The 19070-nt window shown below is 56.5% G+C and carries 14 protein-coding genes; 6 read left to right on the top strand and 8 right to left on the bottom strand.

Translation table 11 applies throughout. The features are described from left to right. Positions 1-157 precede the first annotated feature (157 nt). Positions 158-1528 carry an MFS transporter gene (locus tag IV493_RS07425; protein WP_147789138.1) on the top strand — a complete coding sequence of 457 codons (1371 nt, stop codon included), beginning with the start codon at positions 158-160 and terminating at the stop codon, positions 1526-1528. 340 nt (positions 1529-1868) lie between these two features. On the opposite strand, the gene htpX is transcribed toward IV493_RS07425, so the two are convergent. From htpX to IV493_RS07405, 4 genes are all read right to left on the bottom strand, one after another. After that, the gene (gene htpX / locus IV493_RS07420) at positions 1869-2750 is read right to left on the bottom strand and encodes a protease HtpX (protein ID WP_003852678.1); all 882 of its coding nucleotides are present in this window, start codon (positions 2748-2750) and stop codon (positions 1869-1871) included. Between the two features lie 245 nt (positions 2751-2995). Beyond that, a complete protein-coding gene (gene prc / locus IV493_RS07415; protein ID WP_195858018.1) occupies positions 2996-5035 on the bottom strand; it encodes a carboxy terminal-processing peptidase in 2040 nt (679 codons plus the stop codon). Between the two features lie 19 nt (positions 5036-5054). Beyond that, complete coding sequence (gene proQ / locus IV493_RS07410; protein WP_013358111.1) at positions 5055-5756, bottom strand: RNA chaperone ProQ; 702 nt, start codon at positions 5754-5756, stop codon at positions 5055-5057. Between the two features lie 96 nt (positions 5757-5852). Continuing rightward, the gene (locus IV493_RS07405) at positions 5853-6353 is read right to left on the bottom strand and encodes a GAF domain-containing protein (RefSeq protein WP_013358112.1); all 501 of its coding nucleotides are present in this window, start codon (positions 6351-6353) and stop codon (positions 5853-5855) included. A gap of 214 nt (positions 6354-6567) precedes the next feature. Between IV493_RS07405 and yebS the strand changes: the two genes are divergently transcribed. The 3 genes from yebS (at position 6568) to rsmF (ending at position 11923) form a co-directional block, all read left to right on the top strand. Continuing rightward, a complete protein-coding gene (gene yebS / locus IV493_RS07400; protein ID WP_195858017.1) occupies positions 6568-7812 on the top strand; it encodes a membrane integrity lipid transport subunit YebS in 1245 nt (414 codons plus the stop codon). Beyond that, positions 7781-10414 carry a PqiB family protein gene (locus IV493_RS07395; protein WP_013358114.1) on the top strand — a complete coding sequence of 878 codons (2634 nt, stop codon included), beginning with the start codon at positions 7781-7783 and terminating at the stop codon, positions 10412-10414. Before yebS ends, IV493_RS07395 begins: the two co-directional genes overlap by 32 nt. Positions 10415-10495: 81 nt before the next feature. After that, entirely contained in the window at positions 10496-11923 is a 1428-nt protein-coding gene (gene rsmF / locus IV493_RS07390) for a 16S rRNA (cytosine(1407)-C(5))-methyltransferase RsmF (RefSeq protein ID WP_195858016.1), read from the top strand. 1 nt (position 11924) lies between these two features. Here the strand turns inward: rsmF and IV493_RS07385 are convergent, their stop codons facing one another. The 4 genes from IV493_RS07385 to IV493_RS07370 all read right to left on the bottom strand — a co-directional run bounded on the left by IV493_RS07385 (position 11925) and on the right by IV493_RS07370 (position 16727). Continuing rightward, the gene (locus tag IV493_RS07385) at positions 11925-12572 is read right to left on the bottom strand and encodes a metallophosphoesterase (protein ID WP_195858015.1); all 648 of its coding nucleotides are present in this window, start codon (positions 12570-12572) and stop codon (positions 11925-11927) included. A 232-nt stretch (positions 12573-12804) separates the two neighbouring features. Continuing rightward, positions 12805-13053, bottom strand: coding sequence for a DUF1272 domain-containing protein (locus tag IV493_RS07380; RefSeq protein ID WP_033783299.1), 249 nt, complete (start codon positions 13051-13053; stop codon positions 12805-12807). Positions 13054-13203: 150 nt separating this feature from the next. Beyond that, on the bottom strand, positions 13204-14562 hold the full coding sequence (locus IV493_RS07375; RefSeq protein WP_013358118.1) for an MFS transporter: 1359 nt from the start codon (positions 14560-14562) through the stop codon (positions 13204-13206). Positions 14563-14696: 134 nt separating this feature from the next. Then, positions 14697-16727, bottom strand: a complete 2031-nt coding sequence (locus tag IV493_RS07370) for a choline transporter (RefSeq protein WP_195858014.1) — start codon at positions 16725-16727, stop codon at positions 14697-14699. 256 nt (positions 16728-16983) lie between these two features. On the opposite strand from IV493_RS07370, the gene betI reads away from it, so the two are divergent. Then, complete coding sequence (gene betI / locus IV493_RS07365; RefSeq protein WP_013358120.1) at positions 16984-17577, top strand: transcriptional regulator BetI; 594 nt, start codon at positions 16984-16986, stop codon at positions 17575-17577. Positions 17578-17591: 14 nt separating this feature from the next. After that, positions 17592-19064 carry a betaine-aldehyde dehydrogenase gene (gene betB / locus IV493_RS07360; protein ID WP_195858013.1) on the top strand — a complete coding sequence of 491 codons (1473 nt, stop codon included), beginning with the start codon at positions 17592-17594 and terminating at the stop codon, positions 19062-19064. The last annotated feature ends 6 nt before the right edge of the window (positions 19065-19070 follow it).

Raw genomic sequence — 19070 nt, 5'->3', positions numbered from 1 at the left:
AATGGAACGGACTGTCAGTATAGAGGGATGCACAGGACGGCAGCAATGCTTTAACCATTAAGTCATATTTTAAGACAGTTTTTTATCCATCTGATCGCTGCATTTCAGCGCTGATTTCATTAGCATGATGATATTCACCCTCTTTAGTAATTAACTTATGACACTCTCTCCTCCTCAGGATGGATTACCGACGCGTCAGCGCTATATGGCTATCGTCACTATTGCGCTGGGCCTGACCATGGCGGTATTAGACGGCGCGATTGCCAACGTCGCGCTGCCGACTATTTCGCGTGAACTGAATGCCAGCCCGGCGCAGTCCATCTGGATTGTGAATGCCTATCAGATTGCGATTATCGTCTCGCTGCTGTCACTTTCGTTTCTGGGCGACATGCTGGGTTATCGCCGCGTCTATCAGGCTGGCCTCGCGCTGTTTATTGCAACCTCGTTGTTCTGCGCCTTTTCGACCACGCTAACCATGCTGACTTTTGCCCGTGTGCTGCAGGGGTTGGGCGGCGCAGCGCTGATGAGTGTGAATACCGCGCTGATACGCATTATCTATCCGCAGCGTTATCTGGGACGCGGCATGGCGATCAACTCGCTGGTGGTGGCCGTATCAACCGCGGCTGGCCCGACGGTAGCGGCAGCGATACTCTCGGTAGCCAGCTGGAAATGGCTGTTTCTGATTAACGTCCCGCTGGGGGCTATTGCCCTCTGGCTGGCGCTGCGAACCCTGCCTGATAACCCGCAGAAAGCCACAACACAGAAATTCGATGTGCCCAGTGCAATCATGAATGCCCTGTTCTTTGGCCTGATCATCTCCGCTCTGAGCGGCTTTGCCCAGGGACAGAGTCATCTGCTGGTGCTCTCCGAGGTCGTTGCGCTGCTGGTCATCGGCTGGTTCTTTATTCGTCGTCAGCTCAATATGGCAGTGCCGCTGCTGCCGGTTGATCTGCTGCGTATCCCGATTTTCAGCCTGTCGATGGGAACGTCGGTCTGTTCGTTCTGTGCCCAGATGCTGGCGATGGTCTCACTGCCCTTCTTTCTGCAGAACGTCCTGCAGCGTAATGAGGTGGCGACCGGGTTGCTGCTGACGCCCTGGCCGCTGGCAACGATGGTATTTGCGCCGATTGCCGGCCGTCTGATTGAACGGGTGCATGCCGGGTTGTTAGGGGGAATCGGACTGGCGATGTTCGCGCTGGGACTGTTCCTGCTCGCCTGGCTGCCGGTAAATCCGGGTGATGGCGATATTATCTGGCGCATGATGCTATGCGGTGCCGGCTTCGGGCTGTTCCAGTCACCCAACAACCACACGATTGTCACCTCCGCGCCACGTAATCGCAGTGGCGGTGCCAGCGGCATGCTGGGTACTGCGCGTCTTCTGGGGCAGAGTATGGGTGCCGCGCTGGTCGCACTGATGTTTAATCTGTTTGATGAAAGTGGGACGCACGTTTCGCTGCTGCTTGCAGGGAGCTTTGCCGCCGTGGCGGCGCTGGTGAGCGTGTCGCGCATGACGCAGACCCGGGCCTGATAGCATTAAAAAAAGGCGAACTCATGACAGAATGTGACCCGATTCGCTGTATGGTCGAGCCTGCACAGGGAACCCTGTCAGATCGGAAAGACTACTGTCATCCATGACGGTCGGCCCGCACCATTGCGCACCTCATCCCTGAGGTGCGACCGTAAACGGTCCAACGCTTTGCGTTGTTTAAAAACGCTCCCGGCGTTTTTGTCCAGGCGTCGGGACGCTTTCCTCCTCTGCCAGGGTTCCCTGCTCGTTGAGCTAAGATATTGCTGTCAGATTCAATCTGATGCTGATTTCTAAAACAGAAAAGGCGACCCGGGGGTCGCCTTGTTTGCTCTGCTTAGCGCTACTTCAGATACTGACCGCTGCGCAGTGCTTCAATACGCTTGTCTAACGGCGGGTGCGACATGAACAGCTCGCTGAACGATTTGCCCTTACCGTTGATACAGAACGCCATCATGCTGCTCGGCTCCTGCGGTTCGTAGCTGGTTTTCAGACGCTGTAACGCCGCAATCATCTTCTCACGACCGACAAGCTTCGCTGAACCGGCATCGGCGTGGAACTCACGATGACGAGAGAACCACATGGTGATGATGCTGGCGAGAATACCAAACACCAGCTCCAGCACCATCGACACCGCAAAGTAGACCAGCGGATTGCCGTTGCTGCTCTCCTCACCATCACGGTTGCCGGACATAAAGCCCGCCGCAATCTGCGCCAGAATACGTGAAACGAAAATCACGAAGGTGTTCACCACACCCTGGATCAGCGTCATGGTGATCATGTCACCGTTAGCGATGTGCGACACTTCGTGAGCCAGCACCGCTTCCGCCTCATCACGGCTCATGTTCTGCAGCAGACCGGTTGAGACAGCCACCAGTGAGGCGTTGCGACGCGCACCGGTCGCAAAGGCGTTGATATCAGGTGCGTGATAGATCGCGACCTGTGGCATCGCAATACCCGCCTGTTGGGCCTGTCGGCCAATGGTATCCACCAGCCAGCGCTCAGTTTCATTGCGTGGCTGTTCAATCACTTCACCGCCAACCGAACGCAGCGCCATCCACTTCGACATCAGCAGTGAAACAAACGCACCGCCAAAGCCAAACAGGCCTGCCATGATCATCAGGCCCTGAACACTGCTTGACTGGATCCCTGTCAGGCTGAGAATCAGCCCGAATACCAACATCACAGCCAGGTTGGTCATCAGGAAAAGAGCAATACGCATCATTTTTGTTAATCTTCCTCAGTAGTTCACGCGCCTATACGCGGATACATATCCTATGAGCATTGTGCGGCTTTTCAAGCGACCTTAACGTTTAAGTGCCTAAAAAGACATAACTTTACATTCTGACACGTCTGCCGGGCGGCGCGGCCTGCAGACGGGTTCACCATCGCTAATCATTGGTTACCGGAAACTTTTCCGGGGGCAAAAAAAAGCACCGCAGAGCGGTGCTTTTTCTGACAACAGCGGATTTATTTCGCTGCTGGCGCGTCTGGCTGGGATTTCTCCAGTTGCGCAAGATCGTTAGCGATCTTCACCGTCTCATCAAGATACGGATCCGGCTCTTTATAATCTTTCGGCAACTCATCCAGGTTCTTCAGCGGTTTTTTGCCTTCGGCCTGATAGCGCGCATTGATTCGTTCCAGACGTGACGCATCATCTTCGTGGTTCTCTTTCTCGCGCTGAGCAAGATTAAGTGACACGATGTTGCGCTTATCTTTCAGGGCATTGTAACGGGCAATATCCTTCATGATGTACTGGAACTCGCGATCCTGAGCGATACGGTCAGCATGCTGCTTCATCAGCTGCGCGACCAGCGGTTTAACATCACCGGTTTTGGTATAGGTGGCCGCTTTGATGCTGTCCCATGGCAGGGCGTTATCTTCAAATTTCTCACCGGTTTCAGCCGCTTCAACGCCGGTTGGCATCAGCAGATCCGGCGTGACGCCTTTACGCTGTGTACTGCCGCCGTTAATGCGATAGAACTTCTGGATGGTGTAAGAAACGGAGCCTAACGCTGGCCACTCCGGACGCAGCATTTGATCGTAGATGCGGTTCAGCGAGCGATACTGCTGAACGGTGCCTTTACCAAAGGTTGGCTCGCCGACAATCACTGCACGACCGTAATCCTGCATCGCGGCAGCAAAGATCTCAGAGGCGGAGGCGCTGAAGCGATCGACCAGTACCACCAGCGGACCTTTGTAGTAGACCACGCCGTCGTTATCGCTGTCTTCACGCACCCGACCATTGTTATCGCGAACCTGCACCACTGGACCACTCGGAATAAACAGGCCGGAAAGCGAGACCGCTTCAGTCAGCGCGCCGCCGCCGTTGGTACGCAGATCGATCACCACGCTATCGACGTTCTGTTTCTGCAGTTTCTGCAGCTGAACTTTCACGTCGTCGGTGAGACCGACATAGAAGCCAGGAATATCCAGCACGCCTACTTTCTGCTTGCCGACATTTTTGATGGTCAGTTTAACCGCGCGATCTTCCAGACGGATTTTCTCACGCGTCAGCGTCACAGTACGGGTTTTGGTGCCCTTACCGGCGGGCAGAACTTCCAGGCGCACTTTGCTGCCCTTGGGTCCTTTGATTTTTGCCACGACATCATCGAGACGCCAGCCGATCACATCTTCCATTGGCTTGCCTGGCTGACCGACACCCACGATGCGGTCGCCCACCGTAATGGCTTTGCTTTTCGCTGCCGGACCGCCTGCCACCATTGAGTTGATTACGGTGTAGTCGTCGTCCATCTGCAGTACCGCGCCGATGCCTTCCAGTGACAGGCTCATCTCGGTATTGAACTGCTCGGTGTTACGCGGCGACAGATAGCTGGTGTGCGGATCGATTTCGCGGGCGAAAGCGTTCATCACCAGTTGGAAAACATCTTCACCGTTGCTCTGGGCCAGACGACGGATCGCGAAGTTATAACGCTTGGTCAGAACGTCGCGGATCTCGTTATCGTCTTTGCCTGCCAGCTTCAGACTCAGCTGGTCATATTTAACCTTGGCATCCCAGAGCGCGTTCAGTTCAGCCTGATCTTTCGGCCAGGGCGCTTTGGCGCGGTCAATGTCGATGGTGTCATTGCCGCTGAAATTCATCGGACGCGCCAGCACCGTCAGCGCATACTGATAGCGCTCAAAACGGCGTTTCTGCGCCAGATTATAAATATCGTAAAAGAGATCCAGCTTGCCACTGCGCAGCTCATCGCCGACGGTGGTTTTTTTGCTGGCAAACTGCGCCACATCTGACGCCAGCAGCACATTGTGGCTGTAGTCGAGCATGTTCAGGTAGCGATCAAAAATTTTCGCGGAAAAGTTCTGATCCAGATCGAACTGGCGGTAATGAGAACGAGTAAAGCGCGACGTGACGCGCTCACTGACCGTCGGATCCTGCGGGTCTTCGTGAAGCTGGGGAATCTGATCGGCGCGGGTAATATTCTCTGCGCCGAAGGTTGGGCCTGCTAAGAGCAGGCCCGCAATAAGTCCAACTTTAAAAAGGGTGTTCATGCCGGGGTTAGCCTCCGTTTCAGAACTGCAAGTGTTCTGCGCGCACAATCATTGCCATGCCGGAAGCGAGCTGGACCCGAACGCCGTCTTTTGATACTTCAAGAACGGTAGCGTCCATCGCACTTTTGCCTGCTTTAACTTTAATACTCTGGCCGGGTTGCAAAGTTGAGGTATCAGTGATGGGTCGGGCTTCCTGCTCCGGACGTGGGGCTGGCTTACGATGCTGTGAGGCGGTCGCACGCGGAGCAGTCGTCTGCGGACGGGGTTTACGCGCAGCATCGGCTTCTGCAGGCTTACGCGGCGCGGGCTTGCGTGGACGACGCGGTGCAGCGCCCTCTTCGCTTTCGCCTGCTTCACGGCGTGCAGCACGCTGCTGGTCACGCTGCGCCTGAACGCGCGCTTTGGCTTCTTCCAGCTGCTTGCGTGCATGCTCAACGTGCTGCTCATCCAGCACGCCACAGGCGTTGCCGTCGAGATCGACACGAATCGCACCGGCTTTGATGCCGTACAGATAACGCCAGCTTGACGTATAAAGACGCAGCGCGGAACGCAGCTGTGTTTTGCTCAGACCCATTTCGCCCTGAACACGCTCGACCAGATCCTGAAAGATACCGATTTTGAGCGGACGCGCTTCACCTTCAGCGCTAAAGCAGTGCGGAAAGCGCTCCGCCAGAAAAGTGATGACTTCTTTACTGCTATTCAACTTAGGTTGATTTTCCATGAAATTTCCTGATTACAACGGGTTTGCCGACCAGCGCAGGCATGAACAGGCGACATTATAATGACAACATCGCTAAATGCCATGTGATCCAGTCGATTAGCTGCGCGTCAGCTGCAGATATTTTTCTAAGTCGCTGTTCGCAAGCACTTCACAAAGCCCATCGGTCAGTGTGACCAGTCCCGCTTCGTCGTCGCTGTCAAAGCGATTGTACTCCACGCTGTCGATGTCCAGCACCCCAACCACAGTGCCATTCACTTTCAGAGGAATCACAATCTCAGCATTGCTGGCAGCATCGCAGGCAATGTGGCCCGGGAAGGCATGCACATCATCTACGCGTTGCACTTTTTCTTCTGCCAGCGCCGTGCCACACACACCTTTACCGACCGGAATACGCACACAGGCGATTTTGCCCTGGAACGGGCCCAGCACCAGCGTATCGGCTTCCGTCAGCAGGTAGAAACCTGCCCAGTTCACGCCATCGAGACGTTCGTACAGCAGCGCGCTAAAGTTTCCCATCGCGGCGAGGAACGCCGTTTCTCCCGCCAGCAAGGCGCGCATATCGCGATTCAAATCGGCGTAAAAGGCAGTTTTGTTCATTATTTAACCGTTACCAATGACATCTGAACGGGGCAAAAGAAACCGTTCGTTAAAAATAAGTTTTAAATATCCAGAGCCACAAGGTGAATCATAGCGTTAGTTGCTATACCCTTAGCATTCTGTGGATCGAAGCGTGATGCCCGAGACAGGCACACAGACAATGTCTTAATGACCGATATCTGTTCCCTCTGAAGAGCGAAAATTGCATCACCCTATGAAAATTCACGCTATCAGCCAGACATTGCCTCACGCACGTTATCAGCGTTGCCCGCAATGCGATACCCTTTTTTCCTTACCGGATGTGAAAACGCATCAGTCGGCACACTGCCCGCGCTGCAACACTGAGATTCTCAGTGGACGCGACTGGCCAATGACCCGACTGATGGCCATGGCCGCCACCATGATCGTGTTAATGCCCTTCGCCTTTTCCCTGCCGCTGGTGGATATCCGGCTGCTGGGTATGCGCATCAATGCCAGCGTACTGGAAGGGGTGATTCAGATGACCCAGCAGGGTGATGTGCTGACCGCTTCGATGGTGGCGTTCTGCACTATTGGCGCGCCGGTAACGCTGGTGGCCGGCATCTGTTATCTCGGTATCGGTCATCGTCTGGGCATGAACCTGCGGCCCGTATTGATCATGCTGGAGAAGCTCAAAGAGTGGGTGATGCTCGACATCTATCTGATCGGCATCGCCGTGGCATCCATCAAAGTGCAGGACTATGCTTCGCTGGAGATTGGCTATGGGCTGGCGGCTTACATTGCCCTGACGGTGCTGAGCGTGCTGACCATGATCCATCTGAATATGGAGCAGCTGTGGGAGCATTTCTACCCGCAAAGCCCCGGCAATATGGCCCGTGACGACATGCAGGTCTGCCTCAACTGTCACAACACCGGCCTACCTGACGAACGGGGGCGCTGCCCGCGCTGCCACACGCCGCTCGACTTCCGACGCCGCCACAGCCTGCAGAAATCCTGGGCCGCGCTGATCGCGTCGATCGTGCTGCTGATACCCGCGAACCTGATGCCCATTTCCGTGGTTTACCTCAACGGTTCCCGGCGCGAGGACACCATCTTCTCCGGCATCCTGGGGCTGGGTGAAGGCAACATTCCGGTGGCAGCGATTGTGTTTATCGCCAGTATTCTGGTGCCCTTTACTAAAGTACTGGTCATGCTGACCCTGCTGCTCAGCATTCATTTCCGCTGTGAACAGGGACTGAGAACCCGCATCCGGTTGCTGCGTTTTGTGACCTGGGTTGGCCGCTGGTCCATGCTCGATCTGTTTGTCATTTCATTAACCATGTCGCTGGTCAATCGTGATCAGCTGCTGGCTTTTACCATGGGACCGGCTGCGCTGTTTTTTGGCGCGGCCGTCATCCTGACCATTATGTCTGTTGAGTGGCTGGACAGCCGCCTGCTCTGGGATGCACATGCAACAGGAAACGCCGACTACACCGACTAACGCAACGCTGCGTAATAAGCGAAAAATTTCGCCCTTCTGGCTGCTGCCAGTCATTGCGATGCTGATCGCCTGCTGGCTGCTCTGGACCAATTATCAGGAGCGAGGCACCACTATCACCATCAATTTCCAGACGGCGGATGGTATCGTGCCGGGTCGTACCCCGATCCGTTATCAGGGCGTGGAAGTGGGCACCGTGCAGGGCATTAATCTCAGCGACGATTATCGCAGCATCCAGATTAAAGCCAGCATCAAAAGCGACATGCGCGACGCGCTGCGTGAGGATACCCAGTTCTGGCTGGTGACGCCCAAAGCCTCACTGGCGGGCGTCTCGGGTCTGGATGCGCTGGTCGGCGGTAACTACATCGGGATGATGCCAGGTAAAGGTAAACCCAGCGAGGCGTTTACCGCGCTGGATACGCAACCGAAATATCGGGTCAATACCGGCGAGCTGATGATCCATCTGCATGCGCCCGATCTCGGCTCACTCAACACTGGCTCGCTGGTCTACTACCGCAAAATTCCGGTTGGCCGGGTCTATGACTACAGCATTGATAATAAAGCCGATGGCGTGGCAATTGATGTGCTGATTGACCGTCGCTTTATCAATCTGGTGAAGACCAACAGCCGCTTCTGGAACGTGTCAGGCGTCAATGCCGACGTCAGCCTGAGCGGGGCTAAAGTCCAGCTGGAGAGTCTGGCGGCGCTGGTCAATGGCGCGATTGCGTTTGACTCACCGCAGGGGGCCGAAACCGCCAAAGCGGAGCAGAACTACCGGCTCTATCCCGATCTGGCGCACAGCCAGCGCGGCGTACAGATCACGCTTGACCTGCCCAACGGTAAAAATCTCAAGGCCGGCAGCACGCCGCTGATGTACCAGGGCCTGGAGGTCGGTACGCTGACTAAACTGAATCTGCTGGATGGCGGCAAGGTGACCGGCGAGCTGACGATTGATCCTTCTGTAGTTGGCCTGATGCGCAGCGGCACCCGCATCGAGATGCACAGCCCGAAAATCAGCCTGACCGATACCAGCCTCAGCGCACTGCTGACCGGCAATACGCTGGAACTTGTGCCGGGTGAAGGCGAACCGCAGCAGCACTACACCGTGCTGGCGTCCAATGAGACCCTGCTGCAGAAACCCAACGTGCTGACGGTAAAACTCAGCGCACCGGAGAGCTACGGCATCGATCAGGGCCAGCCGCTGATGCTGCACGGTATGCAGATTGGTCAGGTGATGTCGCGTTCGCTGGATGAAAATGGCGTCAATTTCGTTGTCGCGGTCAATCCTGAAAACCGCAATCTGGTGCATGGCGACAGCAAATTTATCGTCAACAGTCGCCTCGATGTGAAGTTCGGCCTTGATGGCATGCAGGTATTAGGTGCCAGCGCCCGCGAGTGGGTGGATGGTGGCATCCGGCTGGAGCCGGGCAAAAAAGGCGAGCCGAAAACGGCCTATCCGCTGTTTGCTGATGCGGAAAAAGCGGACGAAGGCATTACCGGCGATGGCCCGTCCACGACGCTGATGCTGACCGCCAACAGCCTGCCTGACGTACAGGCCGGTTCGGTCGTGCTTTACCGTAAATTCCAGGTGGGTGAGATTGTCAAAGTGACGCCGCGCGCTGACGCTTTTGATATCGCGGTGCACATTCAGCCGGAATATCGCAAGCTGCTGACCAGCGAAAGCGTGTTCTGGGCTGAGGGTGGCGCACGCGTCAGCCTGAACGGCAGCGGCCTGACGGTGCAGGCCTCGCCGCTTAACCGTGCGCTGAAAGGCGCAATCAGTTTCGACAATATGAGTGGTGCGCAGTCGGTCAAAGGGGCTAAACGCATGCTCTACTCCTCTGAAACCGCTGCCCGCGCGGTGGGCAGTCAGATTACGCTGCACACCTATGACGCCAGCAAACTCTCTGCCGGAATGCCGATTCGTTATCTGGGTATCAACGTCGGACAGGTAGAATCTCTGTCGTTAAGCAAAGATAACAATCAGGTCGTGGCGAAAGCCGTACTTTACCCTGAGTATGTGAATGATTTTGCCCGCCTCGGCAGCCGTTTCTCAGTGGTTTCACCGGAGATTTCCGCTACCGGCGTGAATCATCTGGAGACCCTGTTACAGCCGTACGTCAACGTTGATCCGGGCAAAGGCGGTGCCGCACGCACCTTTGAATTGCAGGAGAGCACCATTACCGATTCGCGCTACCTGAATGGCCTGAACATTTATGTTGATGCCACCGAGGCAGGTTCCCTGTCGCTGGGTACGCCGGTGCTGTTCCGGGGTGTGGAAGTGGGTACCGTCACCGGCACGTCACTGGGGAATATGGCGGACCGCGTGCAGATCGCCCTGCGCATCAGTAAGAAGTATCAGCATCTGGTGCGGAACAATTCGGTGTTCTGGCTGGCGTCCGGCTACAACCTCGACTTCGGTCTGGTGGGCGGCGTGGTGAAAACCGGGACCTTCCAGCAGTTTATTCGCGGTGGCATTCAGTTTGCGACGCCACCGACGGTGCCGCTGGCACCGCAGGCGAACCCGGATAAACACTTCCTGCTGCAGGATGAAGCGCCAAAAGAGTGGCGCAACTGGGGAACGGCGATTCCGTCTCCGCGTTAATTTACTCTGAACGGGCAGCCTGGCTGCCCGTTTTCATTCCTCATGGTACACTGCCGCCTTTGCCTTAACTGGAATGTGCCCGTGTCAGATGCGTCTTCGTTTTTCCCCGCCGATTTTCTCTCATTAATGCGTCAGAGCCTGCCCGATGAGGCGAGCTTCACGCAGTTCATCGCTTACAGTCAGCAGCCCCTGCGCCGCAGTATTCGCGTCAATACCCTGAAGATCAGCGTGGCCGATTTTCTGAGCCAGACGGCGGGTTATGACTGGCAGCTGACGCCGGTGCCGTGGTGCGAAGAGGGATTCTGGATCAGCCGGGAAGATGAGAGCCTGCCGCTGGGCAGCGTGGCTGAACATCTCAGCGGCCTGTTTTACATCCAGGAAGCCAGCTCCATGCTGCCGGTAACCGCCCTGTTTGACGCCCAGCCAGAGGTCAGCGCCGTGATGGATATGGCAGCGGCACCGGGTTCTAAAACCACCCAGATTGCGGCGCGGATGGGCAATCAGGGCGTTATCCTGGCAAACGAATTCTCCTCCAGCCGGGTAAAAGTGCTGCACGCTAATATCAGCCGCTGCGGCGTCAGCAACAGTGCGCTGACGCACTTTGACGCGCGGGTCTTCGGGCCAGCGCTGCCGGAACAGTTCGACGCCATCCTGCTGGACGCTCCCTGCTCCGGCGAAGGAGTGATCCGCAAAGATGCAGATGCGCTGAAAAACTGGTCGCTGGCTAGCACCGAAGAGATCGCCGCGACCCAGCGCGATCTGCTCGACAGTGCTTTTCACGCATTAAAACCTGGTGGCACGCTGGTTTATTCAACCTGCACCCTGAATCAGATTGAGAATCAGCAGGTGATTGACTGGCTGTTGCAGCGCTATCCGGATGCGGTTGAGGTCGTGCCGCTCGACGGGCTGTTTGAGGGTGCCGAACGGGCCGCGACGCCCGAGGGCTATCTGCATGTCTTCCCGCAGATGTTCGACAGCGAAGGCTTTTTCGTGGCGCGTCTGCGTAAAACCGCATCAGTCGAGCCCTTACCGCTGCCGGGCTACAAAGTCGGCAAGCTGCCCTTCTCCCATCTCAGCCGTAAGCTGGAAAGTGAGATCGCACAGGCCGCCGCTGCTGTCTCTATCAAATGGGATGAGTCACTGGAACTCTGGCAGCGTGATAAAGAGATCTGGCTGTTCCCTAAAGCGGTCACCCCGCTGCTGGGCAAAGTGCGCTTCTCGCGCATTGGCCTGAAGCTGGCAGAAACCTTTGCCAAAGGCTATCGCTGGCAACATGAAGCGGTGATAGCACTGGCGCAACCTGATGCGACGCAGACCTTTGAGCTCACGGCGGCAGAAGCAGAAGAGTGGTATCGCGGCCGCGATATCTATCCGGAAACTGCCCCGGCAAACAATGAGATGATTGTGACCTGGCAGCAGCAGCCGCTGGGGCTGGCGAAGAAAGTCGGCAGTCGCATCAAGAACAGCTATCCACGCGAACTGGTGCGTGACGGCCGCCTGTTCCGCTGAGTCACTTTAGTTGCAGCATCGTCAGATGATTGCCAAACACTGCGCCGGTATCGATGTAATGCAGATTGGCAATCGTCAGCGGCTGTTTCAGCGGTGTATGACCGAAGTAAAAGGCATCTGCGCCAGGGATGCCCGCCTGCTCACCTGACTCCATCTCCTCCAGTCGCTGACGGCTCCAGACCACCTTTTGCCAGTCGAGTGGTTTATTCAGCGCGTATTCCCGTGCCGGATAGTCCGCATGAGCAATCACAACAGTGCGCTCACCCAATTGCAGATGCAGTATCAGCGGCAGTTCATGACAGTGCCGCAACGCGTGCCGTGCCGCGATTAACGCTGCGCCCCGCAGCCGAAAGAACCAGTCGCCCCCGTTCATCTGCCAGAGCGCCATGTCCTGTCCCTGTAACGCCGACACCGCCATCTCCTCATGATTGCCGCGCACGCAGCGAAACCAGGGCTCCTGCAGTAGCGCCAGACAGCCCAGGCTGTCGGGCCCGCGATCGATGATGTCGCCAACCGAAATCAGTAAATCCTGCTGCGGATCAAACTGATGTTGCTGCAACAGCGCATCAATTTCGCGGCGGCAGCCATGCAGATCGCCAACGACCCAGATCTGTCGCCATGCTGCGCCATTCAGGAATTCATAATACATCGGTGCATGTGCCTCTCTGTGCTGAAAGTACCCTAAGAGTATAAGAGCTGACGGAGAACAGGAGTGAGGAGAGAGAAAGCAGGTTGTGACAGAAAAGGCGTCACACTGTCGGGAATGAAAGATTCGCCGGGCCTGAAAAGTACGTCCCTCCCGGCGCTTATCTCCGGCACTCAGTTAAGGTGGTAGCTCTGTCAGGGACGAAATTCATCATAACGACATCGGGCCGCGCAGGCTATTCTGCCTCTGACGTATTCGTCGTCATTTGAGATCGGCTGCGCATTTTAGCCGGATATTTCTGTAGCTTCTCTGCCGGACGCACCGGACGGCGCACCAGTTCACCACCGCAGTTGGGACAAACATGCGCGAAATGCTCATCGCAGTCAGCGCAGAAGGTGCATTCAAACGAGCAGATGCGTGCCGCCAGAGAGGATGGCGGCAGATCGACGTCGCAGCGTTCACAATTAGGGCGCAGTTCGAGCATGGTGTGACTCCTGAAGAAACGGGTTACCCAGCATCGTCGCTGCTGGCCCGAATGTCGAGCCAGCGACCGGACAGAAGTGAGCCAGATCCGGACATCATACATTTACCCCCCGCAAAGAGGGGCGAACAACGTGATGCCCTGTCGCGGCTATTAATGACGCTGATCTTCGCGAACATCACCGGGATGATCATCGGGCAACACCTCTTCATCAGCCGTATCAGCATCCTCATCGCTCTCCACTTCCGGTTCCTGACCGCCCATCGACGCATGAATCACCTCCTCTTCCAGCGTCGGGATCAGCGCGGCACCCAGTGGCGAGGTCGCCAGACTGTCAGGCATGACCACGTGCGGCAACGGCACTTCGGTTGTCGGAAGCGGACCTGGCGCACGGACAAAACTCAGTCCGCCAATCACCAGCGCACAGAGCGCAAAGAAGAGATAAAGCATATTGCTGCCCAGCGGCTGCATCAGCGCACCCACCACCAGCGGGCCGATACTGGCACCAATACCAAACGCCATCAGCAGACAGGCGGTTAACGACACGCGGCGCTCGGCGGCAACCTGATCGTTGGCCAGCGCCACCTGCAACGGATAGAGCGCGAACTGCATCATGCTGGCGGCAAAGGCGATGCCGATCATCCAGTCAAACGTCAGATGCGGCAGCAGGATCAGCGGCACGCAGATGACGGCAAACAGCATCGCAATGATGAATAACAGCCGCTGACGATCGTAGCGGTCAGAAAGCCAGCTCAGCGGAAACTGCGACACCAGCCCGGCAAAGATCGTAAGACTCATAAAATAGCCGGTCTGGCTGGTGGTAAAGCCTTTGCTGCTGCCATAAACCGGTGCCAGACCGTAGAAGGCACCAATTACCATGCCGGTTACCAGCGTGGTGCCGAGCAGTTTGGGGATAGTGCGGATAAAATAGCCCAGCTCCATCGGGGCTGGCGTCATCGGCCTGACATGAGTGCGGGTGGTCAGCGCTATCGGCACCAGACAGAGCGCGAAACAGAGTGCGACAATCAGCAGCGTGCTGACACCAAATCCGGTCTGCAGGCTCAGTATCACCTGCCCGCCACTCAGTCCAAGGTAGGTCGCGACCATATATAAGCCGAAAATCATGCCACGCTGGGACGATTCCGCCTGATCGTTGAGCCAGCTCTCCAGCACCATGTACTGGCACATCATGCAGAGTCCGATAATCAGACGCAGAAAGACCCACAGCGGAATAAAGTCAGTCAGACCGTGACCCACCACAGAGGCGGTAATAATCCCGGCGCAGGCCACATAGGCGCGGATATGGCCGACGCGGGCGATCAGGTTGTGCCCCACCTTGCCGCCAATCACCAGCCCGATATAGTTTGCCGCGATAATCGCACCAATCAGCGCGCCGTTAACCTGCTCACTGGCCAGCCGCAGGGAGACATAGGTGGTCAGCAGACCGGAACCGAGCAGCATCAACAGCGTGGTGGTGTAGAGCGGCAGAAACGTACTGAATATTTTTCCCATATGACTCCCTGTCTATACCCTTCAGGCATCAGGCCAGCAAAGCCCTAAAGATAGACGATATCGGCAGGCGACGGCGCGTAACAACTCGTCGATGGCAAAAAAAAGCCCGCCAGCACACTGCTGGCGGGCCTGGTTTACACGCTCGGGAAGCTGATATTGCTGCCCGGCGCTTCACGGTTGAGATGGATGAAGTTCAGGTGTCGCTCATACTGATCCAGTATGTCGATGATCACCTGCTCTTTGCTGTAATCCATCAGGTCGTTACCCTGGCTGCCCTCCATCAGGAAGGTTTCCAGTCGGTAGTAGGTCGACTTACCGCTGCGGGCGCGATAGGTAAAGCCCGGAATCGAATATTGCTGCGGCCAGACCTGATAAATGAAGTCCTGCTCTTCGCCCAGATGGACGCGCAGATCCAGATAGCCAATCGGGTTCGCCTCATCTGCTTCGACGCTTTCCAGCGTGACGCGGGCATCACGCAGTTCCAGCTCTTTCGCCACTTCCAGCATCGCCGGGAAAATGGTCTTTTCCATCATCTGCTGGGTATAACGCGAGCCAGGGTAGTTCATCAGGCGTGACAGACGCTTCTTCCAGGTCAGACGGTCGGTCGCATGTGCCAGATAGGGCGCGGTGTCGCGCGTCGCGCTGGCCCGGCGGTGATCCTCAATCTTCAGCGATTTAAACAGACCCGCCATCACAAAGAAGATCACAAAGCTGAACGGCAGTCCCATGATGACCGTGGTGTTCTGCAGGGCAGTAATCCCGTTAGTCATCAGCATGCTCAGCGTCAGCACCCCAATCGCCACGGACCAGAAGATGCGCAGCCAGTTCGGCGCATCGCTGTTAATGTCTTTCAGCCGCGAGGTGAAGTTACCCAGCACCAGCGAACCGGAATCCGCCGAGGTAACGTAGAACAGCATCCCGGTGATGGTGGCAACCGATGCGCTGAGTTTGAACGCCGGATACTGCGCCAGCAGGCTGTAGAAGCCGCGCTCCGCATGGTTCATCACTTCCTGCGCAAATTCCGTATTGCCGTGAATGATCTGGTACAGCGCGGCGTTACCGAATACGGACAGCCACAGCAGCGTAAAGGTAAACGGAATAATCAGCGTGCCCAGTACGAACTCACGGATAGTACGACCGCGTGAGATACGCGCCAGGAACAGGCCGACAAACGGTGACCAGGCCACCCACCACGCCCAGAAGAAGAGCGTCCAGCTGTTCATCCATTGAGTCGGGCGATCAAAGGCAAAGGTATTGAGCGTCATGCCCATGAAGCGGTTGATGTAATCGCCGACGTTCAGCACCAGCGCATTCAGCAGGAACTCCGTGTTGCCGAAGAACAGCACAAACAGAATCAGGCCCAGCGCCATGATCACGTTAAGTTCGGAGAGGAAACGAATCCCTTTATCCACACCCGACGTCACAGAGATGGTGGCGATCACTACGGAGAGGACAATCAGCGCAGTCTGCGCGGTCAGGCCTTCCGGGATATCAAACAGCACTTTCAGGCCGTAGTTGAGCTGCACGACCCCAATGCCGAGCGTAGTGGCGATACCAAAGATGGTGCCGACCACGGCTGCGATATCTACCGTGTGACCTATCGGACCATAGATGCGTTTACCGAAGATGGGATAGAGCGCCGAACGAATAGTCAGCGGCAGGTTATAACGGTAGCTGAAGTAGCCCAGCGCGATGCCCATCAGTGCATACATCGACCAGCCGGTCAGTCCGTAGTGGAACAGCGTCCAGACCATCGCCTGGCGGGCGGCTTCCAGCGTCTGCCCTGCTCCTTCCGGCGGCTGCATATATTGCGTCACCGGTTCGGCGACCGAGAAGAACATCAGGTCGATGCCGATCCCGGCGGCAAACAGCATGGCGGACCAGCTGAGTACACTGAATTCGGGTTTGGAGTGCTCCGGCCCGAGCTTAATCGAGCCAAAGCGTGAGCAGGCCATATAGAGCACAAAGACAATATAGAGGGTGGCAGCCAGCATGTAGTACCAGCCGAAGGTGGCGGAAACCCAATTGACCGCCTTGAGGATCCAGCTCGCGGCCAGTTCACTGTAGAGAATCGTCACAAGTGAAAACGTCAGAATCAATCCGGCAGAGGTATAAAATACAACGGGATTGAGTCTGTCTTTTTCACCGGCAGGTGGATTATTCATCAATTACCTCTGGTTAATATCCTGAAAATACGCAATGGATAACGTTTGCCGCTCACGGGGTTTTCAGGCCGTGCGGCCTCATCTCGTTCTGTCACTTCCTGTTTAAGCGCAGCGGCTGGTAAAGAGCTTAGCACTCATTACCGTTTCGCTTACGCTACATTTAAAGAACACTACCCTAACAAATTTTCTTTTTATATTGAACGTGCAATCAAAAAAAGATTTAATAGGGGCTCGATTTGAGGGTGGAGCTGGAGCTATGCCAAAGGTAGGGATGCAGCCGATACGTCGTCGGCAACTGATTGATGCGACCCTGAGCACGATTAATGAGATGGGGATTAATGATGCCACGATTGCCCAGATCGCCCGTCGGGCGGGGGTCTCTACCGGCATCATCAGTCACTACTTCAAAGACAAGAACGGTCTGCTGGAAGCCACGATGCGTGACGTGACGCGTCAGCTGCGCGAGGCGGTGCTGACGCGGCTGAAACCGCTGGCCGATGCCTCCGCAGAACAGCGGCTGTGCGCCATTGTCGACGGGAATTTTGATGAAACCCAGGTGCACACCGCAGTAATGAAAGCCTGGCTCGACTTCTGGTCGAGCAGCATGCATCAGCCCCAGCTCAACAGACTTGAGCGGGTCAGCAGCCGTCGGCTCTTCTCAACGCTGGTGGTCGAATTCCGTCGTGAACTGCCACTGGATAAAGCACGCCTGGCCGCACACGGCCTGGCGGCCCTGATCGACGGTCTGTGGCTGCGCGCCGCGCTGAGCGGTAAGCCATTCGATCCCGCTATCGCCCTCACACTGACCACCCAATTCATCCGTCAGCAACTGGCTGGCGAGCACGAATAACGGAAGGAGAAAACATGTCCCGATTCACCGAGCAGAAACTCTACATCGATGGCGCTTATGTTGCCGCAGCGTCTGGCGAAACGTTCCAGACGATCAATCCGGTCAACGGCGAAGTGCTGGCAGAGGTTCATGCCGCCGGCCAGGACGATGTCAATCGCGCCGTTGCTGCCGCCAGAAAGGGCCAGAAGGTCTGGGCCGCGATGACCGCCATGGAGCGTTCACGCATCCTGCGTCGCGCCGTCGATATTCTGCGTGAGCGTAATGATGAGCTGGCAGAGCTGGAAATGCTCGACACCGGTAAACCTTACAGCGAAACCTCCGCGGTCGATATCGTCACCGGTGCAGACGTGCTGGAGTACTACGCGGGTCTGGTTCCGGCGCTGGAAGGTCAGCAGATTCCCCTGCGTGAAACCTCCTTTGTTTATACCCGCCGCGAACCGCTGGGCGTGGTCGCCGGTATCGGTGCCTGGAACTACCCGATTCAGATCGCCCTGTGGAAATCCGCACCTGCACTGGCTGCGGGTAACGCGATGATTTTCAAACCCAGCGAAATGACCCCGCTTACCGCCCTGAAGCTGGCAGAAATCTACACCGAAGCGGGCCTGCCGGATGGCGTGTTTAACGTGCTGCCGGGCATCGGTTCGGTTACCGGTCAGTTACTGACTGAGCATCCAGGTATCGACAAAGTCTCCTTCACCGGCGGCGTTGTCAGCGGCAAAAAAGTGATGGCCAATGCAGCGGGTTCAACGCTGAAAGAGGTCACCATGGAGCTGGGCGGTAAATCCCCGCTGATCATCTTCGATGATGCCGATCTCGATCTGGCCGCTGACATCGCCATGATGGCGAACTTCTACAGCTCCGGTCAGGTCTGCACCAACGGCACCCGCGTCTTTATTCCTGCAAAACTGCAGGCGGCGTTCGAGGCCAAAATCAGCGAACGCGTTGCCCGTATCAAAGCAGGCAACCTGCGTGACCCGGCCACCAACTTTGGTCCGCTGGTCAGCTTCAGCCATCGCGACAACGTGATGCGCTACATCGAGTCCGGCATTGCTGAAGGCGCACGCGTGCTGTGCGGCGGCAAACGTCTGACCGGTGGCGATTTCGACCAGGGTGCCTGGGTGGCACCGACCGTGTTCACCGACTGCCGGGATGAGATGAAGATTGTCCGTGAAGAGATCTTCGGGCCGGTGATGTCGATTCTGAGCTACGAAACCGAAGAAGAAGTGGTCCGCCGCGCCAACGACACCGAATTTGGTCTGGCCGCCGGACTGGTGACGCAGGATCTGAATAAAGCACACCGTGTGATTCATCAGATCGAAGCCGGTATCTGCTGGATCAATACCTGGGGCGAGTCCGCGGCAGAGATGCCGGTGGGCGGCTACAAGCACTCCGGCATTGGCCGCGAGAATGGCCTGATGACGCTGCAGAGCTACACCCAGGTGAAGTCAGTGCAGGTTGAGCTGACGCGTTTTCAGTCAGTCTTTTAATCACTT

Origin of the sequence: Pantoea sp. SM3640 (genome assembly GCF_015654165.1) — a bacterium.
In the GTDB taxonomy this organism is placed as follows: domain Bacteria; phylum Pseudomonadota; class Gammaproteobacteria; order Enterobacterales; family Enterobacteriaceae; genus Pantoea; species Pantoea vagans.
The sequence above is the reverse complement of the archived record's forward strand: the minus strand, read 5'-3'. Positions and strand labels throughout refer to the sequence as shown.

Coding starts and splice junctions, on each gene's coding strand:
- IV493_RS07425 (WP_147789138.1), top strand. CDS start 158: ATGACACTCTCTCCTCCTCAGGATGGATTACCGACGCGTCAGCGCTAT.
- htpX (WP_003852678.1), bottom strand. CDS start 2,750: ATGATGCGTATTGCTCTTTTCCTGATGACCAACCTGGCTGTGATGTTG.
- prc (WP_195858018.1), bottom strand. CDS start 5,035: ATGAACACCCTTTTTAAAGTTGGACTTATTGCGGGCCTGCTCTTAGCA.
- proQ (WP_013358111.1), bottom strand. CDS start 5,756: ATGGAAAATCAACCTAAGTTGAATAGCAGTAAAGAAGTCATCACTTTT.
- IV493_RS07405 (WP_013358112.1), bottom strand. CDS start 6,353: ATGAACAAAACTGCCTTTTACGCCGATTTGAATCGCGATATGCGCGCC.
- yebS (WP_195858017.1), top strand. CDS start 6,568: ATGAAAATTCACGCTATCAGCCAGACATTGCCTCACGCACGTTATCAG.
- IV493_RS07395 (WP_013358114.1), top strand. CDS start 7,781: ATGCAACAGGAAACGCCGACTACACCGACTAACGCAACGCTGCGTAAT.
- IV493_RS07385 (WP_195858015.1), bottom strand. CDS start 12,572: ATGTATTATGAATTCCTGAATGGCGCAGCATGGCGACAGATCTGGGTC.
- IV493_RS07380 (WP_033783299.1), bottom strand. CDS start 13,053: ATGCTCGAACTGCGCCCTAATTGTGAACGCTGCGACGTCGATCTGCCG.
- IV493_RS07375 (WP_013358118.1), bottom strand. CDS start 14,562: ATGGGAAAAATATTCAGTACGTTTCTGCCGCTCTACACCACCACGCTG.
- IV493_RS07370 (WP_195858014.1), bottom strand. CDS start 16,727: ATGAATAATCCACCTGCCGGTGAAAAAGACAGACTCAATCCCGTTGTA.
- betI (WP_013358120.1), top strand. CDS start 16,984: ATGCCAAAGGTAGGGATGCAGCCGATACGTCGTCGGCAACTGATTGAT.
- betB (WP_195858013.1), top strand. CDS start 17,592: ATGTCCCGATTCACCGAGCAGAAACTCTACATCGATGGCGCTTATGTT.